At 68.7% G+C, this 14,375-nt stretch carries 15 protein-coding genes; 8 read left to right on the forward strand and 7 right to left on the reverse strand.

Annotated features, from left to right (window positions below; genetic code table 11):
- The first annotated feature begins 247 nt into the window (after positions 1-247).
- Positions 248-859, forward strand: a complete 612-nt coding sequence (locus tag IPJ59_RS29535) for a CDP-alcohol phosphatidyltransferase family protein (RefSeq protein WP_293274261.1) — start codon at positions 248-250, stop codon at positions 857-859.
- 37 nt (positions 860-896) lie between these two features.
- On the opposite strand, the gene IPJ59_RS29540 is transcribed toward IPJ59_RS29535, so the two are convergent.
- Positions 897-1,424: a GNAT family N-acetyltransferase gene (locus tag IPJ59_RS29540; protein WP_293248124.1), complete on the reverse strand. Its 528-nt coding sequence runs from the start codon at positions 1,422-1,424 to the stop codon at positions 897-899.
- Positions 1,425-1,561: 137 nt separating this feature from the next.
- Here IPJ59_RS29540 and IPJ59_RS29545 point away from each other — a divergent pair, with 137 nt between their 5' ends.
- Complete coding sequence (locus tag IPJ59_RS29545; RefSeq protein WP_293248127.1) at positions 1,562-1,813, forward strand: hypothetical protein; 252 nt, start codon at positions 1,562-1,564, stop codon at positions 1,811-1,813.
- A 49-nt stretch (positions 1,814-1,862) separates the two neighbouring features.
- On the opposite strand, the gene IPJ59_RS29550 is transcribed toward IPJ59_RS29545, so the two are convergent.
- Both IPJ59_RS29550 and IPJ59_RS29555 read right to left on the reverse strand, forming a co-directional pair.
- Complete coding sequence (locus IPJ59_RS29550) at positions 1,863-3,245, reverse strand: hypothetical protein (protein ID WP_293274262.1); 1,383 nt, start codon at positions 3,243-3,245, stop codon at positions 1,863-1,865.
- A 147-nt stretch (positions 3,246-3,392) separates the two neighbouring features.
- Positions 3,393-4,082 (reverse strand): class I SAM-dependent methyltransferase, encoded by a 690-nt coding sequence (locus IPJ59_RS29555; protein ID WP_293274263.1) that lies wholly within the window; start codon positions 4,080-4,082, stop codon positions 3,393-3,395.
- Between the two features lie 596 nt (positions 4,083-4,678).
- Between IPJ59_RS29555 and IPJ59_RS29560 the strand changes: the two genes are divergently transcribed.
- Positions 4,679-6,274 (forward strand): nSTAND1 domain-containing NTPase, encoded by a 1,596-nt coding sequence (locus IPJ59_RS29560; RefSeq protein WP_293274264.1) that lies wholly within the window; start codon positions 4,679-4,681, stop codon positions 6,272-6,274.
- A complete protein-coding gene (locus tag IPJ59_RS29565; protein ID WP_293274265.1) occupies positions 6,267-7,862 on the forward strand; it encodes an ATP-binding protein in 1,596 nt (531 codons plus the stop codon). The genes IPJ59_RS29560 and IPJ59_RS29565 overlap by 8 nt, the downstream gene beginning before the upstream one ends.
- Positions 7,863-8,101: 239 nt before the next feature.
- Here IPJ59_RS29565 and IPJ59_RS29570 read toward each other — a convergent pair whose 3' ends face one another.
- Complete coding sequence (locus tag IPJ59_RS29570) at positions 8,102-8,395, reverse strand: hypothetical protein (protein ID WP_293274266.1); 294 nt, start codon at positions 8,393-8,395, stop codon at positions 8,102-8,104.
- Between the two features lie 104 nt (positions 8,396-8,499).
- A complete protein-coding gene (locus IPJ59_RS29575; RefSeq protein WP_293274267.1) occupies positions 8,500-9,261 on the reverse strand; it encodes an AgmX/PglI C-terminal domain-containing protein in 762 nt (253 codons plus the stop codon).
- Positions 9,262-9,925: 664 nt separating this feature from the next.
- Here IPJ59_RS29575 and IPJ59_RS29580 point away from each other — a divergent pair.
- The 4 genes from IPJ59_RS29580 to IPJ59_RS29595 all read left to right on the forward strand — a co-directional run bounded on the left by IPJ59_RS29580 (position 9,926) and on the right by IPJ59_RS29595 (position 12,918).
- Positions 9,926-10,354, forward strand: a complete 429-nt coding sequence (locus IPJ59_RS29580; RefSeq protein ID WP_293248136.1) for a rubrerythrin family protein — start codon at positions 9,926-9,928, stop codon at positions 10,352-10,354.
- Between the two features lie 75 nt (positions 10,355-10,429).
- Positions 10,430-11,809, forward strand: a complete 1,380-nt coding sequence (locus IPJ59_RS29585; protein ID WP_293274268.1) for a heterodisulfide reductase-related iron-sulfur binding cluster — start codon at positions 10,430-10,432, stop codon at positions 11,807-11,809.
- Between the two features lie 8 nt (positions 11,810-11,817).
- Complete coding sequence (locus IPJ59_RS29590) at positions 11,818-12,402, forward strand: DUF3501 family protein (RefSeq protein WP_293274269.1); 585 nt, start codon at positions 11,818-11,820, stop codon at positions 12,400-12,402.
- Between the two features lie 12 nt (positions 12,403-12,414).
- Entirely contained in the window at positions 12,415-12,918 is a 504-nt protein-coding gene (locus IPJ59_RS29595; RefSeq protein ID WP_293274270.1) for a hypothetical protein, read from the forward strand.
- On the opposite strand, the gene IPJ59_RS29600 is transcribed toward IPJ59_RS29595, so the two are convergent.
- Both IPJ59_RS29600 and IPJ59_RS29605 read right to left on the reverse strand, forming a co-directional pair.
- A complete protein-coding gene (locus tag IPJ59_RS29600; protein WP_293274271.1) occupies positions 12,888-13,553 on the reverse strand; it encodes a DUF6498-containing protein in 666 nt (221 codons plus the stop codon). The genes IPJ59_RS29595 and IPJ59_RS29600 overlap by 31 nt on opposite strands.
- A gap of 69 nt (positions 13,554-13,622) precedes the next feature.
- Positions 13,623-14,357, reverse strand: coding sequence for a LytR/AlgR family response regulator transcription factor (locus tag IPJ59_RS29605; RefSeq protein WP_293248151.1), 735 nt, complete (start codon positions 14,355-14,357; stop codon positions 13,623-13,625).
- Positions 14,358-14,375 lie beyond the last annotated feature (18 nt).

A 14,375-nucleotide genomic window follows, 5' to 3' on the forward strand; every position in this document is an offset into this window, starting at 1 on the left:
GGACTCGTATGGGGGTGTGCGGCGCCGGGTGCTGCGGGCCCCTCAGAGAGGATCTACCTGGACGCTTTGGGCGGAAGTGGTGTACGGCGCGCGGAATCACGGTGGCATGCGCAGGCCCACGACTGTCAGGGTAGCGAGGGTCGCCGAGCGTGGACTCATCGTGCGGACCCGGCGTTGGGGGCGAGCCGTCGCCGCCGACAATTCGGGGCGAGATTTGCCACCCTGAGCCCACGCGAGGAGCACCCCGATGAAGCGCCACTTCTCCATGATCCGCGAGTTTCACCTGGCCGACTGGTTCACCCTGGCCAACGCCTTCTGCGGGGCCGGGGCCATCTTCGCCGCGATGCGCTTCCTGCAGGACGGGCGCCCGAACGACCTGCTGCGCGGCATGGCCCTGATCCCGCTGGCGTTCCTGTTCGACGCGCTCGACGGACGCATCGCCCGCTGGCGGCACAAGTCCTCGACGCTGGGCCGCGAGCTCGACTCGCTCGCCGACGTGATCTCGTTCGGCATGGCGCCGGCCGCGTTGGCGTACGCCTGCGGCATGCAGGGCGGCTGGGACTGGGTCGTGCTGTCGTACTTCGTCTGCTGCGGCGTCAGCCGCCTGGCCCGCTACAACGTCACCGCCGAGGCGCTCTCCGGCGACGACGGCAAGGTCCGCTACTTCGAGGGTACGCCGATACCGACGAGCCTGGCGCTGGTCGTGGTGCTGGCCTTTGCGACCTGGCACGGCCACATCGGCGGATCGCTGTGGTTCGGCGTGATCGACCTCGGCTGGCAGCTGCACCCGCTGGTCCTGATGTTCGCGCTGTCGGGCTCGCTGATGATCAGCAAGACCCTGCATATCCCCAAGCCCTGACGTGGCCCGGAGGGTCGTTGACATGCGCGCCGTACTGCTACGATTCGTCGAGCAGGGAGATCCAGTAATAGCGCTTTGGCGGCCGGTTCGCGGCGAGCGCTCTGGTCTCCCGCAGCGAGCCGCCGTTCTTCTCGATGACGCGAACGGAGGCCGTGTTGGTGTCGTCGCAGGTGAGGAGGACTTCACGCAGTCCGAGCGCGCGCGCCACTGGCAAGGCCTGACGCAACATTTCAGTCGCGACGCCGCGGCCCCGGACCGACGGAACGGTGTCGTAGCCGATGTGGCCGCCCTCGATGCGAAGCGCGTCGTTCAGCGCGTGATGAATGGCGATGCGCCCCACGAACTGGTCCTCGGCGATGGCCCAGCGGTGGGTCTTGGGGACCGCGGTTGTGGTGCTGCGATTCGCGTCCGCAAGCTTCTTCGCCACGAACGCGGCGAAGTCCTGCTCGGCGAGCTCGAGGTCGCCGCCGATCCACCACGGGAGGCCCTCGTGCTGGAATTCACGGAGCGCGCGGAGGAAGCTCGCGCGAAAGGCCTCGGCAGGTGGAACGAGCTGGAGCTTCATTCGCGGCGCTCCGGGCGATAGTAGCCGTACGGTGACCGTACGATCTACCCCGTCGCGACCGACGGCCGTGCATGGGCCGTCGGCTCGGCACGGGCGGTTGATGCGACGCCCATCGCAAGCGGGTATCATGGCGCCGTATGGAGTACGACGGCGATCCAGGGTTTGCCGGTGTCGACGGGCAGTGGATCGTCGACGGCCCGAACTCGGGCGGGGTGAAGTTCTTCGTGCTGTGGCGCGGGTACCTGTTCCTGGTCGAGCAGGAGTTCAGCAGCGGATCGATCGGCCGTGGGATCGCGGCGGCGGAGTTCGCCGCGGCCTATCGTGGCTCGGACGACGCGAGCTACCGGTCGATCGTCGAGGACCTCGACGCGCGCGGCCTGAGCTCGTAGGGCGACACAGGTCCTTGTCATCAGAGGATCGTGCGGCATGGTCCGGGGCTCACGGCAGGGCCGTGAGGTCGAGCGTGGCGACGTGGATGGCGGTGTCGGCCGTGAACGCCAGGACCACGTGGTCGCCGTGCTGTGCGGCGTGGAGCCGCGCGTTGGCGATGGGGAGCGTCGTGCGCGACGCCTCGCTGGCGGTGAGCGCGGGCAGGTCGACGCGCAGCAGCACGAACTCGAGGGAGCTCTGGTCGGTGTCGACGACGTACTCGCAGTTGCATCCGGGGCCGCGGCCGCCGTTGCATGGGTCGCCCTCGAAGTGCCCGTCGATGTCGCGGATCACGTCGATGTAGGCGAGGACGATGTCGCTGCCGTCGCGCAGGGCGATCGGGTCGCGGTCCAGGCCGTGCGCGGAGATCTGGCAGGAGCCGCTGCAGGTCGGATGGTTGAACGCGTCGCACCCGTCCTGCGGCAGCGGCGGGGTGTCGGGCAGGACGGTGACCTTCGGGCCCGGGATGCCGACCTCGATCCCGGTCGGGCCCAGGAACGTGGCTGCGAGGTAGGTCGTGGGGCCGGGCACCAGCGTGGGCACCGCGACCATGTTGCTGCCCGCGAAGCCGGGGTCCTGGTCGCTGTCGCCGACGCGCACGCGGGGCGTGGCGCCCTCCGGGCTGCTCGCGGCGTAGGCGACGAGCCGGGTGCCGTCGTCGGCGACCGCCAGCGAGCCCGCGAGCATGGGCAGCCCGAGGTCCTCGATCGACCAGGTCCCGCCGCCGTCTCGCACGGCGAGGGCGAGGCCGGCGGGTCCGTCTTGCAGCCAGGCGACCAGCGCCGTCAGGGTGTCCTTGTGGGCGACGAAGCCGAAGTTGACCCACACGGCGTTGTCGATGCACGCGATCTGGGTGTCGACCCCGGCCTCGCGGTGCAGCAGGCGGTAGCCGTCGACCTCGTGGGGGAACAGCAGGTGGGCGGCGTCGGCGTCGTCGACCGCCATCGCGTGGCCGAACAGGCCCGGCTGGGCGGTGGTCACGGGCACCGGGCTCAGCTCGATCAGCAGCGGGGCCATGCCGCTGGTGGCGGGGTCGACGACCACGCGGGCTTCGCCCGCGGCGGTGATCCCCGCGACTGGAAACACGCTGCGTTCGCACTGGATCGTCCACTGCTCCGCGGACGGGCAGGAGTCGCACCACACGCCGGGTTCGACCGAGCAGGCGACGGGGTCGATCATGATCGCCGGCGGCGGCGGATCTCCGTCGCACTCGATGAGAGGGATCGGGGCGCCAGCGTCGGTGCTGGTCGGCGCGGTGTCCGTCTCCGGGTTCATGCTGGTGTCCCCGCCGGTGGTCTGGGCGTCGGTGTCGGTGCCTCCGGGGTCCTTTGCGCAGGCCAGCAGGGGGAGGGTCGCGAGCGCGGCGATGAGATAGGACGATCGGAGCGGCATGGAGAGACCTCTAATTGCAAGCGAATCGATGCGGCCAAGGTATCGCGGTGACCCGCGGTTGTCACGGCTTCGCGGCCCGGACCCGCTGCTGGACGCCTCGCGGCTGCTCAGGCAGTCAGGCGCGGTAGCGACGATTGCGGGCGAGATTCAGCCCGCGGCGCCCGGCTCGCAGCGCACGAGGAACACCTTGAATTGCAGCGAGACGAAGATCGGCCGTGGCGCCACCAGCCCGGCCTGCGCGAACAGATCAAACAGCGCAGCATCGGACTCGATGAAGCGCATCAGCGTCAGGCCCTGACGCCGACGCTCCAGCTCATCCTGCGGGATCCCATGGGAACGCCACCGCCGCAGCTCCACGTCCCACAGCGCCGGGTCCATGCCGACGCGGCAGCCCACGACGAGCGGCGCGCCGGGCTTGAGCCGCCGCGTCACCTCGCGGAGCAGCTCGAGGCGCTCCGTCTCCGGCACGTGGTGCAGCACCCCGAGCATCTGAGCGCCGTCGAAGGGAGGGCCGGGAGGCAGGCTGTGCAGCTCGCCGACGTGCAGCTGCGTCCGCGCGAGCAGCCCCTCGGCTGCCAGGCGCTCCCTGGCGACCGCGAGCATGGCGTCGGACGGGTCGACTCCCGTGAAGCGCCAGCCCGGGACGTCGAACTGGTTGTAAGGCACGAGCTCGGCGCCGGTGCCGAGCCCCACGAACAGCAGGGACGCCGCCTGCTGGCCATCGAGCTGGCTGGCGAGCGCGCTGACGCCGAGCTCATACATCGCTTGCACGCCCGCGAGCGAGGCAGCAGCCTGGGTGTCGTAATGCGCAGCTCGGTCGGCGTCGAAGCCTGGCACGATCGGGTGAGCAGAGTGAGCGGAGTGGTCGTGGGGCATGATGGGTTCTCGAGGTGCTTGTGCGGCGGACGATGATGGCTGGAGGATGCGCCGCGGCGCAGGCGGGGGATAGGGCGAAGAGGCATGCCGGATCGGCCGAGAGTTTGATCGCCCCGAGCCGACGATCCCACCGGGGACATCGGATCCGTCTAGTCTGCGTCATCAAATTGCCTTGCGCGTCCGGCGATCCCGGGCGCCAGGGCCTCGCTGTCGACCTCGCCAAGGTGCGCGTGCCAGTGCATCGGCCGTGAAGTCGCGCAGCGCGGACAACCAGCCACGCTCTTCGCCACGCGCGCCCGCGCGTGAACCGTGCCCGACGCAGACCTCGGCGGTTCCCTCGTCCTGCCCGACAGGACCGTCGCCAGGGCCAACGGCCCTGGCTCGCCGCGTGGGCCACTGGCGGTGCTGCGGCATTTAGAGTGGCCCGGATTTCGCCCTATGCGCGACGCCGAGGACAAGACATGGCGCGCCCGGGACACCGGCGACCCCGCAAGGTGATGCAGGCCCGCCGTGAGTCGCGGTGAGCAACAGATCGTGCTCCTAGTGCACGTCCCCTCTTGTCGCAGATCGAGTTGCTGAGTACCATGGGGGCCATGCGGGCCCCAGGACAACAAGCTCAGGAAGTCCTTGACTCCCAATGGGGCGTGTTCGAGTCGCAGTGGCAGACGTGGAAGTGGCTTCGTGACCGACTGCGGAAGTCTGGCCTTGATCCACACAGCATGCGCGAATTGCGTTCGAGAGATGTGCGCAGTTCTTGGATCATCCTCGCCCAACCGGCTGCCCATCTAATCAAACACTTCGAGCTGGCTCCGGAAGTGCTCGTCATCTGTTCTCCGTGGGAGGAGTTTCAGGCCAACGATATCCGGGACGCGGAGGAGACGTTCCGGAAAGAGGTTCGCGTCGACCCTGGATTTGCCCTCGTGGTTACGCACGACAACAGCGCCGAAACGCGACTCCGCCCCGTCGTGCCCGACCATCGCCGCTATCTCTTTGTGCGGGATGAGGAGTTGAGGACGGCGCAAGACCCGCAAATGTTCTTGCATCGGCTCCTGCGCGACGCGCTCAGCGGCCGTCACCTCTTTGACCTGCGCAACCCTGCAACCGGACCGCAGTTCTTCGGCCGCGAGCGAACGTTGGAGGGGCTGGAACGAGACCTTGTCGGTGGCCATTCACTCGGAGTATTCGGACTTCGCAAAGTTGGAAAGACGTCGCTCCTCCGCCGACTTGCAGCGAAATTTCGCGAGGTTGAACGCGACGCGATGCGTGTCCTGCCAGTAGAGGTCGACCTGCTCGAGATTCCGTTCAATCGTCGCGACATCGCGGGTGCGGCGGCGCTGATTGATCGAAATCTGCAACACGAGCTAGAGCGCGCCAAGATCACGCTGCCCGGCACGCCGATGACAGCATACGATCGACTGGTCGCAGTTGTCGAGTTCGTTCATAGCAAGTTCGGCGCGCGCGTGACGCTGATGTTGGACGAGTACGAGGCTCTCCTTGGCGGGAAGCTGCCGCTGCGCGATGGTATCGAGCTCCTTGACTGGCTGCGTGGCATCGCGCAATCCCACCCGAATGCCTTCAATCTCGTTCTGGCCGGCCGGAACTCCAGGCGCCTCGCCCCGGCACGGATCGAGGGGCTCGACAATCCTATGCACCGGTTCTTGCGCAGTGTCCCAGTCTCCGGGTTGGAGCCCGAGGAATGCCGGACGATGATCCGCAAGATCGGGGGTCGGATGGCCCTGCGGTTCACACCGGAAGCCCTCGATGTCATGGTCTGCGAAACCGGCGGTCATCCCGGCCTCGTTCGAACGCTGGGAGACCTCGTCGATCAACAGGTCCCGGTCGCGGACCGCAGTCCCGCGACCGTCGACGCCGCGCTCGTCTCGCGTCTCCTTCCGCGCTTCTCGCGGCAAGTCGACGAAGACATGCGCGAACTGGTCAACGCCTCAAATGATTTTAGTCAGGAGGCCATACACTATCTCACACACACGGCACACAGCTTGCCATGGATCGGTGGCCGTATCGAAGCCAGTATCCACGACGCATTGGTCGGCTACGGGATCCTCGAGCGGGGCCGGACCGCTTTCCGAATCGGTCACTTTGGGACATGGCTGCGCGAGAATTACGAGACGCCTGTGAGGGCGAGCCATGGCTAATAGCCGCGACAACCCGTACCGAACAGACCTCGTCGCGGATGTGACGTTCGTTGGCCGCGAGCGCCTGATGAATGAGATCATCGAGAGTGTCCGTGACGGTAGAAACTCGCTCCATGCCGTGATGGGGGGCCGTGGCATGGGCAAGAGTTCGTTCGCGCAACAACTCAGCAGACTGATCGGTTGCGATGCCCTCAGTCTTGTTGCTTCCGGCACGGTCCAGCAACTCACGGCGAAAATCGACGAGGTGTTCAAGACCAATCTGACCGCGGGCGACCCTGTGCAAGAGCTCGCTAACGTGCCGGCCCGGCATCCCTCAGGCAGTGCTCTGCTGATTATCGATGAGATCGAGAAGACGCTCGGTGACCCCCAAGGACGACACTTCCTCGATAACCTACGCGACGCGTACGAGCGAACCAGAGGCCGCTTGGGTGTGCTCGTGCTCGGTGGAACGCGGGTTCGAGATCTCCTGCTGGCCGAGTGGTCGCCGTTCCTCCGAATTGTCGGCCTGATCCACGTCCTGACGGGGCTCGAACGTGACGAAGCCGCTGCCCTGATCCGTGCCCCGCTAAGTCTGGATATTCCCGATGACGTCGTGGACGCTCTGTGGGCCGAGACCGCGGGTCACCCGTGGTTGATCCAAATGTTCATGGAAGACGCTGTTCGGCGAGCGGCATCGCTCTCGGACGTGTTTAGACACTTGCCCGCCGCCGTGAGGGCATCGGAGGGGAAGTTGAGCGCCATCGCTTTCCCGATGTGGTGGGAAAATATCCAGGAGCGCGGGCAGGCGGTGTATCGACGGCTCGTGGCTGAACCTGCCGCAGTGCTGCGCGAAGACTGGGTCGCTTGCTTCGGCAATGACCCGCGTCCGTGGCTTGATGTCCTGGCTTCTACGGGGCTCGCGGCGATGAACGGCGAGCGTGTGCTTGCGCGAGGCTCCATGTTTCGGCGGTGGATGGAAGGGAACTACCCGACGGCAGATGCACGTCGGCGACCCGGCGACGATCGACTCGATCGATGGCTTGCAGACGTGGGCGTGGACGAGTTCGAGCAGCTCGTCGTCCGAGCGCTCGCGGCTTGGGCACGGGCGACGGTCGAGTTTCCCGCGGCCGCGGTCAGGAATGACATCGGGGCTGCGTCGGATAATAGCAGTCTCCAGCCCGAGGCGTTTTTCCAGATGCATGCTCTCATCGCTCTGTTGCAGCACGAACGCGACCTCACGGCGGAACCCGAGGCATTGTCGGTGCGCGCACAGGGACGTAGCGACATCAAGGTGCGTTCGCGTGGCGATACGACCCGGCGAACATGCGTCGAAGTGAAAATTTTCGGCCGTAAGGACCAGACAGTCGTCCAGCAAGTCATCGGCTACTCTGCTCCAGGCGACACGTTTGCGGCGGTCATATCCGTTGATCGGTGCCGGCGCCCCTTGGGACCGGTCTACAAAGAGCGATGCTTCGCGGGCGCGGTGCCGATGGGGTGGCATGACCCTCCCGGCGAGGTCTTGCAGCCGTGTTTTTTCACGGTGCAGGCGCGCGAAGGAGCGGGGCCGCTGCGCGTTTGGCATTTCCTCGTTCAGCTGGGCGGCGCCTGAGCTTCCACGGAGGATGGGCCCATGCGTAAGGGCGATCGGCCGATTCCACTCCCGAGAGTCGGGCGCCAGCAAGGCTGACTGAACGGCGTTTCGATGAGCACCTGATATTCGGCTTTGGTGATATCGTGTACACGGGGCCCTAGACACACCTATCACCTACGGGCCAGTCTACGTAGCGCTGTCTCGAAAATCGTGAGAATAGCGACAGAATCGGTACGAATTTTCGAGAGGTCGGAGGATCACGTCGTCGCGCGCCACGAGCCGAGGACGGCGAGCTCGGCGGCGCCGGGATCGCTGTGAAAGGGCGCGCCGACCTCCATCGAGACGAGGAGCGCGGTGTCGCGGCCCTCGCGGGTCAGCTCGGCGGCGAGGGACATCAGGGTCGTCGTCTTGCCGACCTGACGGGGCGCGTGGACGACGAAGTAGGCCTTGTGATCAACGAGGTCGCGGACCTGCGGGATGCGCCGCAACGCCGGGAGCATGTAGTGATCCTCGGGCTGGCAGGGGCCGGCTGTGTTGAACCGGCGACGCACGGGCGGCACTGTGACAGGTTGGTCAGGTCGGGACAAGCAGACCGTCGACGATCACGAAGATCGGCAGTGTGTGCATATCTCGATCACCCGGGAGCCGCGCATCGTCACGGCGGCGCGAGCGTGAAGGCCTGGGTGACGACGACCTCGGCGCCGTCCGGTCGCGGGAAGTTCCAGCGGCGGGTGGCGATCGCGGTGCACTGGGCCACCTCGGCGTCGGCGACGGTGCTCGCCTGGACCTGCGAGCGGCTGACCTTGCCGTTGCCGTCGATCGTGAACTCGACGGTGACGCGGCCGCGGAGCTCGGGGTTCTTGTTCAGGCCGCGGAGGTAGCAGTAGCGGACCTCGTTGATGTGGGCGCGGACGATGCGGCGGACGATGTCTCGCGGGAGCGGGCCCTGGACGCGGGGCTGGGCCTGGCGGACGCTGGGCGGGCCGAAGGGGTCGCGGGGCGGGCGTGGCGGGTCGAGGATCGAGGTCGCGTCGGGCTTGCGGGTGGGCACGCGGGCGGGCTCGATGAGCTGGACGCCGCGGCAGCCGCGGGTCAGCGCGGCGGTGACGGTCTGCCAGGATTGAGCGTCGTCGGCGGCGACGCGGAGCTGGGCCTGGCCGGGCAGGGCGGTGTCTGGCGGGAGCTCGTCGCGGGGCTCGGCGGCGCGGTGCAGATGGGACAGCTCGCCGTCCAGGCGCAGGTAGTAGATATCGACGTAGGGCTCGATCGCGGGCTCGGGGCCGGGCCCGGCGGGGATGGCTTCGAGGGCGGGGGTGCGGATGTCGTGCCAGCGCACGCGGGCGTCCGGTCCGCCCGCGGCGTCGCGGAACGCGAGCTGCAGGCGCAGGCCCTCGAGGTCGCGGAGGGCGGCGAACACGGGGCGCAGCTCGCCGAGGCGCAGGCTGGCGTCGATCGCGAGGCCGAGCGTGATGGGGCCGAGGACGCGAGCGCGGCGCGCAGGGTCGCGGGGTCGGGCTCGGGGGTGAGGTCGAGACGCAGGCCAGTCGGGGTGATGGCGAGGGTGTGCAGCGGCGGGTTCGGGATGACGCAGTCGCTGGCAGCGACGGGCAGGGTGCGCGCGGTGAGGGTGGCGATGCAGTCGCGGTCGTCGGGCTCGCAGCTCGCGGTGGTCGCGGTGGTTGTCGGGGGGGTTGGCGCGGTGGTCGGGGTGGTCGCGGTGGTTGTCGCGGTGGTCGTGGTGGTTGGCGCGGTGGTCGGGGTGGTCGCGGTGGTTGTCGCGGTCGTCGTCGTGGTTTGCGTGGCCGGAGGGATCGTTCGGGTGTCGCTCGTGGGCCTCGGGGTGTCGGCGGCGGGGGCTGTGCGCGGGCGCGTCGCGGCCGGCGGCTGGTCGCGCGGGCAGGCGACGAGCAGGGCGAGCAGGGCCGGGGTTGCGCGGAGCACGGCGGTCAGGGTGCCACGATCGCGGGGGGCGAGCAGGGCCGGGTTGTGCGCGGCGGGGGGCGGGCTTCAGGCGCGAACTCGCTTGACGGGCCGATGGCGATCCAGGACCCTCCTGACACCTTACCCAAGGAGAGATCCAGATGGCCAGCAAACCCCTCGCAGGAACCAAGACTCATCAGCACCTGAAGGACGCCTTCGCGGGCGAGTCGCAGGCGAACCGTCGTTACCTGTACTTCGCCAAGGTGGCCGACGTGGAGGGCCGCCCCGATGTCGCCGGTCTGTTCAAGGACACGGCGGACGGCGAGACCGGGCACGCGCACGGGCACCTCGACTACCTGAAGGCCGTGGGCGACCCGGCGACGGGCCTGCCGATCGGCAACACGGAGAAGAACCTGCGGGCGTCGGTGGCCGGCGAGACCCACGAGTACGAGACGATGTACCCGGGGATGGCGAAGGACGCCCGCGCCGAGGGCTTCGACGACATCGCCGACTGGTTCGAGACGCTGGCGAAGGCCGAGAAGTCGCACGCCGGGCGCTTCAGCAAGGCGCTCGACAGCCTCGACTTCTAGTCGTGACTGCGGGTCGGCGTCGCCTGGCGGCGCCGACCTGAATTGTTTGTCTCGCGCGAGGAGCGTGCAGTGAGCGTGATCCCCCGCAATCCATCGACGCCGCCGGCGATGCATCCGCACGACGATCGTTACTACGATCGGGAGGACCTCGCGGCGGAGCTGCGGCGCACCTTTCAGGTGTGTCACGAGTGCCGGATGTGCGTGAACTACTGCGGGTCGTTCCCGGAGCTGTTTCGCCGGGTCGACGGGGCGATCGATTCGGGCGCGGCGGAGGGCGCGGAGAAGATCGTGCAGGCGGACGTCAAGGCGGTCGCCGACGAGTGCTGGCAGTGCAAGCTCTGCTACATCAAGTGCCCCTATACGGCCGACGAGGGGGCCAGCGAGTTGCTCGACTTTCCGCGCCTGATGGCGCGCGAGCGGGCGGTGCGGGCCCGGGATGAGGGGATTGCGCTGGTGGACCGTATCCTCGGTGAGCCGCAGCGGGTCGGGAAGTTCGGCTCGGGGGTGATGGCGCCGCTGGCCAACTTCGTGACGCGTAATCAGCTGCTGCGGAAGATCCAGGAGAAGGTCACGGGGATCTCGGCGGAGTTTCGCCTGCCGCCGATGGCGCGCGAGACCTTTAGCCGCTGGTTGGCGCAGCACAGGCCGCTGGAGGGGGCGGGGGAGCGCGGCGAGCTGGTGCTGTTCGCGACCTGCTACGGCGAATACAACACGCCGGAGGTCGCGCGGGCGGCGGTGCTGGTGCTCGAGCACAATGGATATACTGTGCGGTATCCCGGCAGCGGGGCGGACCGCGGGGACGCGATGCTGACCTGCTGCGGGCTGCCGAACATCGACGGCGGGGACGTGGCGGCGGCGCGGCGGAAGATCGAGCACAACGTCGCGCTGCTGCTGCCGCACGTGCGGGCGGGGCGGACGATCGTGGTGCCGGGGCCGTCGTGCGGGATGATGATGAAGAAGGAGTGGTACGGCTATGTGCCGACGCCCGAGGTGCAGGAGGTCGCGGCGGCGACGCTCGACCTGATGGAGTTCCTCGTGACTCTGGGGAAGGCGAAGACGCTGAAGCGCGAGTTCCCGGGCAAGCTCGGGACGGTCGCGTACCACGCGGCGTGTCACCTGCGGGCGCAGAAGATCGGCTTCCCGGGGATGCGGGTGCTAAACGTGGTGCCGGGGACCGAGGTGCGGATGGTCGAGCAGTGTTCGGCGGTCGACGGGACCTGGGGGATGAAGGCGGCGCACTACGAGACCGGCCGCAAGTACGCGCAGAAGCTGGTCGACGGGATCAGCGAGGCGGAGGCGGACGTGGTCGTCAGCGACTGCACGCTGGCCGGGCTGCGCATCGTCAAGGAGAACGGGGTGCGGGTGCTGCACCCGGTCGAGGCGCTGGCGCGGGCCTACGGGCTGATCCACGACCCTGCGGCGGCGCTGCCGGCGAGCGAGTCCACGAGCGAGTGAGGAGGGCCATGCGACCCATCGAGCGAGGCGAGATATTGCCGATCGGCGACTACGAGGCGATCCGTCCGCACTTTCGTGCGCGGGTGATCGCGGAGAAGCGGCCGCGACGGGTCGAGTTCGGCGAGCACTTCGCGGTGCTGTTCGAGAACCGCGACAGCGTGCTGCTGCAGATCCAGGAGATGCTGCGGACCGAGCGGATCACGGCGGAGCCGGCGATCTTGCACGAGATCTCGACCTACAACGATCTGGTCCCGGGGCCGCGGCAGCTGAGCGTCACGATGTTCGTGCAGATCCCCGACCGCGAGCTGCGTGAGCGCATGCTGGTCGAGCTGGCGGGGCTCGAGGACTCGCTGGGCTTCGAGGTCGACGGCGAGCTGTTCCCGGCACGCGGGCCGCGACCGGCCGGGTGGATCGCGGAGCGCACGACGGCGGTGCATTACCTCAAGGCGACGTTGTCGGAGTCAGCGGTTGCGGCCATCGTGGGCGGCGCTGCGACGGTGGTGCTGCGGCTGGAGCACCCGCGCCTGTCGCTGCGGGCGGAGCTCGGGCGGGCGACGCTGCGGGCGCTGGCCGAGGACCTGGCCGCGTCCTGAAATGGAGGGGTGGTGACGCAGGACGAGATACCGGGCGGGGTCGCGGAGCCGGGCTCGCGGTCGCTGGCGCCGGCGGCGGTGAGCAGCTCGCTGGCGCCGCTGCAAGACCCGGAGCAGCGCGAGCGGCGTCTGCGGGAGCTGGCGGTCGGGCCGGTGAAGGTGATGTTCCCGAACCTGCGGCCGTCGGACCCGGTGCCGGCGGCGTACATGCTGGGCTTCGTGCTGCTGGCGCTGGTGTCATTCGGGCTGATCGTGTTCATCGGCTATGTGCAGGCGAAGCAGCGCGCGAGTCGACTGACGCGGTTCTTTCGCGAGGGTCGGCCGGCGCTGGCGCGGCTGCTGGGCAACGACGGCCGCGGCGGGTGGACCTACGAGTTTGTGGTCGACGGGGTGGCGCGTCGCGGGGCCGACACGCCGCTGGCGTCGATCGCCCGCCGCTGGCACCCGGGTGACACGGTGCAGGTGCTGTATTTGGTGGTCCGTGATTACGACAGCGTGATCGTCGAGACGGCGTGATCAGCCGGGCTCGGGCTCGGCGGGTGCTCGCGGGGCGCGTGCGAGCGCAGGTGGGCCCGGAGGTCGACCAGCAGCTTGCAGGCGACGAGGACCACGACCGGGCCGACCCGGGCGCCGCCGAGGGCGGCCATGACGAAGAAGCCGAAGATTGCGACGAACTGCTGGGTGAAGATGCGACCGTAGGGCCGGAACAGCTCGAGCGTGGCGTTGGCCTGGCGAAACTCGCCGCCGCCGATGTAGTGGGTGAAGAAGCTGATGCCGTGGCTGATGGCGAAGCCGAGGCCGGCGATGGCGAGCTCGCGCTGGACGGCGGGGTTGGAGGCGTCGTCGATGCCGACGGCGAGGACGATGAACACGGTCTGGACGAGGACGAAGAGGCCGTAGTGGACGGTGAAGAAGCCGACGCTGAACAGGCGCAGGGCGATCGGGGTCTGCTGCGCGAGCAAGATCCGCAGCCAGGTGTAGAGGCCGACGATCACGGTCTCGAGCACGTAGGCCATCACCACCGAGAAGGCGCTCCAGCCGAGCACGAGCACGCCGAGCAGGGGCACGAGGTTGGCGAGGACGAGGCTGAGGGCGGTGCCCTGGGTGCGTCGCTTGGCGTGCGAGAGCAGGGCGAAGGGTCCTTGAGCCATCGCGGAGCAGGATCGCCGGGACGCGTTGGCCTGGCAATGGGGCCGCGGACGAGCGCGGACTTGTGGCGATCAGGCGAGGCCGAGGCGGCGACGCAGGCGGCGGGCGGCCTGGCGGGAGATCGGGACGAGGCCGCCGTCGTGCATGCGCGCCGTGTAGCCGCCGGTCTCGAGCGGGTCGAGGCAGGCGAGTTGTTCGAGGTTGATGAGGGCGCGGCGGTGGACGCGTTCGAACAGGCCGGCGGGGAGGCGGTCCTCGAGGTCCTGCAGGGTGAAGTCGCTGAGCAGCGGGCCGCCGCGGGTGTGGAGGGTGACGAGCTCGCCGTCGAAGGTGGCGTGGGAGAGATCGCGGGGGTCGAGCAGGCGGATGCCCTGGCGGGTGCTGACGGGCAGGCGGACTAACTCCTGGTTGGGCGCGGGGCGGGTCTGGGGGCCGAGGCGGTGGCGGGCGCGGGCGAGGGCCTTGCCGAGGCGGACGGCGTCGATCGGCTTGAGCAGGTAGTCGACGGCGCCGAGGTCGAAGGCGGCGAGGGCGTGCTCGCCGTGGGCGGTGGTGAAGATGATGTAGGGGCCGTCCTCGGGCAGCAGGGCGCCGGTCTCGAGGCCCGAGAGGCCGGGCATGTGGATGTCGAGGAGGACGACGTCGACCTCGTGCTCGCCGCGGGCGAGGGTGGCGAGCAGCTCCTGGCCGCTGCTGCACTCGCCGACCAGGGTGACGGCGGGCAGCTCGGCGAGCAGGCGGGCGAGGCGGCGGCGCGCGAGCAGCTCGTCGTCGGCGAGGAGCACCTGGAGGGGGAGCGGAGACATGGTCTTTGGGACAGGTCG

Source organism: Nannocystis sp., from assembly GCF_016714285.1.
GTDB lineage: Bacteria > Myxococcota_A > Polyangia > Nannocystales > Nannocystaceae > Nannocystis.

Coding starts and splice junctions, on each gene's coding strand:
- IPJ59_RS29535 (WP_293274261.1), top strand. CDS start 248: ATGAAGCGCCACTTCTCCATGATCCGCGAGTTTCACCTGGCCGACTGG.
- IPJ59_RS29540 (WP_293248124.1), bottom strand. CDS start 1,424: ATGAAGCTCCAGCTCGTTCCACCTGCCGAGGCCTTTCGCGCGAGCTTC.
- IPJ59_RS29545 (WP_293248127.1), top strand. CDS start 1,562: ATGGAGTACGACGGCGATCCAGGGTTTGCCGGTGTCGACGGGCAGTGG.
- IPJ59_RS29550 (WP_293274262.1), bottom strand. CDS start 3,245: ATGCCGCTCCGATCGTCCTATCTCATCGCCGCGCTCGCGACCCTCCCC.
- IPJ59_RS29565 (WP_293274265.1), top strand. CDS start 6,267: ATGGCTAATAGCCGCGACAACCCGTACCGAACAGACCTCGTCGCGGAT.
- IPJ59_RS29580 (WP_293248136.1), top strand. CDS start 9,926: ATGGCCAGCAAACCCCTCGCAGGAACCAAGACTCATCAGCACCTGAAG.
- IPJ59_RS29590 (WP_293274269.1), top strand. CDS start 11,818: ATGCGACCCATCGAGCGAGGCGAGATATTGCCGATCGGCGACTACGAG.
- IPJ59_RS29600 (WP_293274271.1), bottom strand. CDS start 13,553: ATGGCTCAAGGACCCTTCGCCCTGCTCTCGCACGCCAAGCGACGCACC.
- IPJ59_RS29605 (WP_293248151.1), bottom strand. CDS start 14,357: ATGTCTCCGCTCCCCCTCCAGGTGCTCCTCGCCGACGACGAGCTGCTC.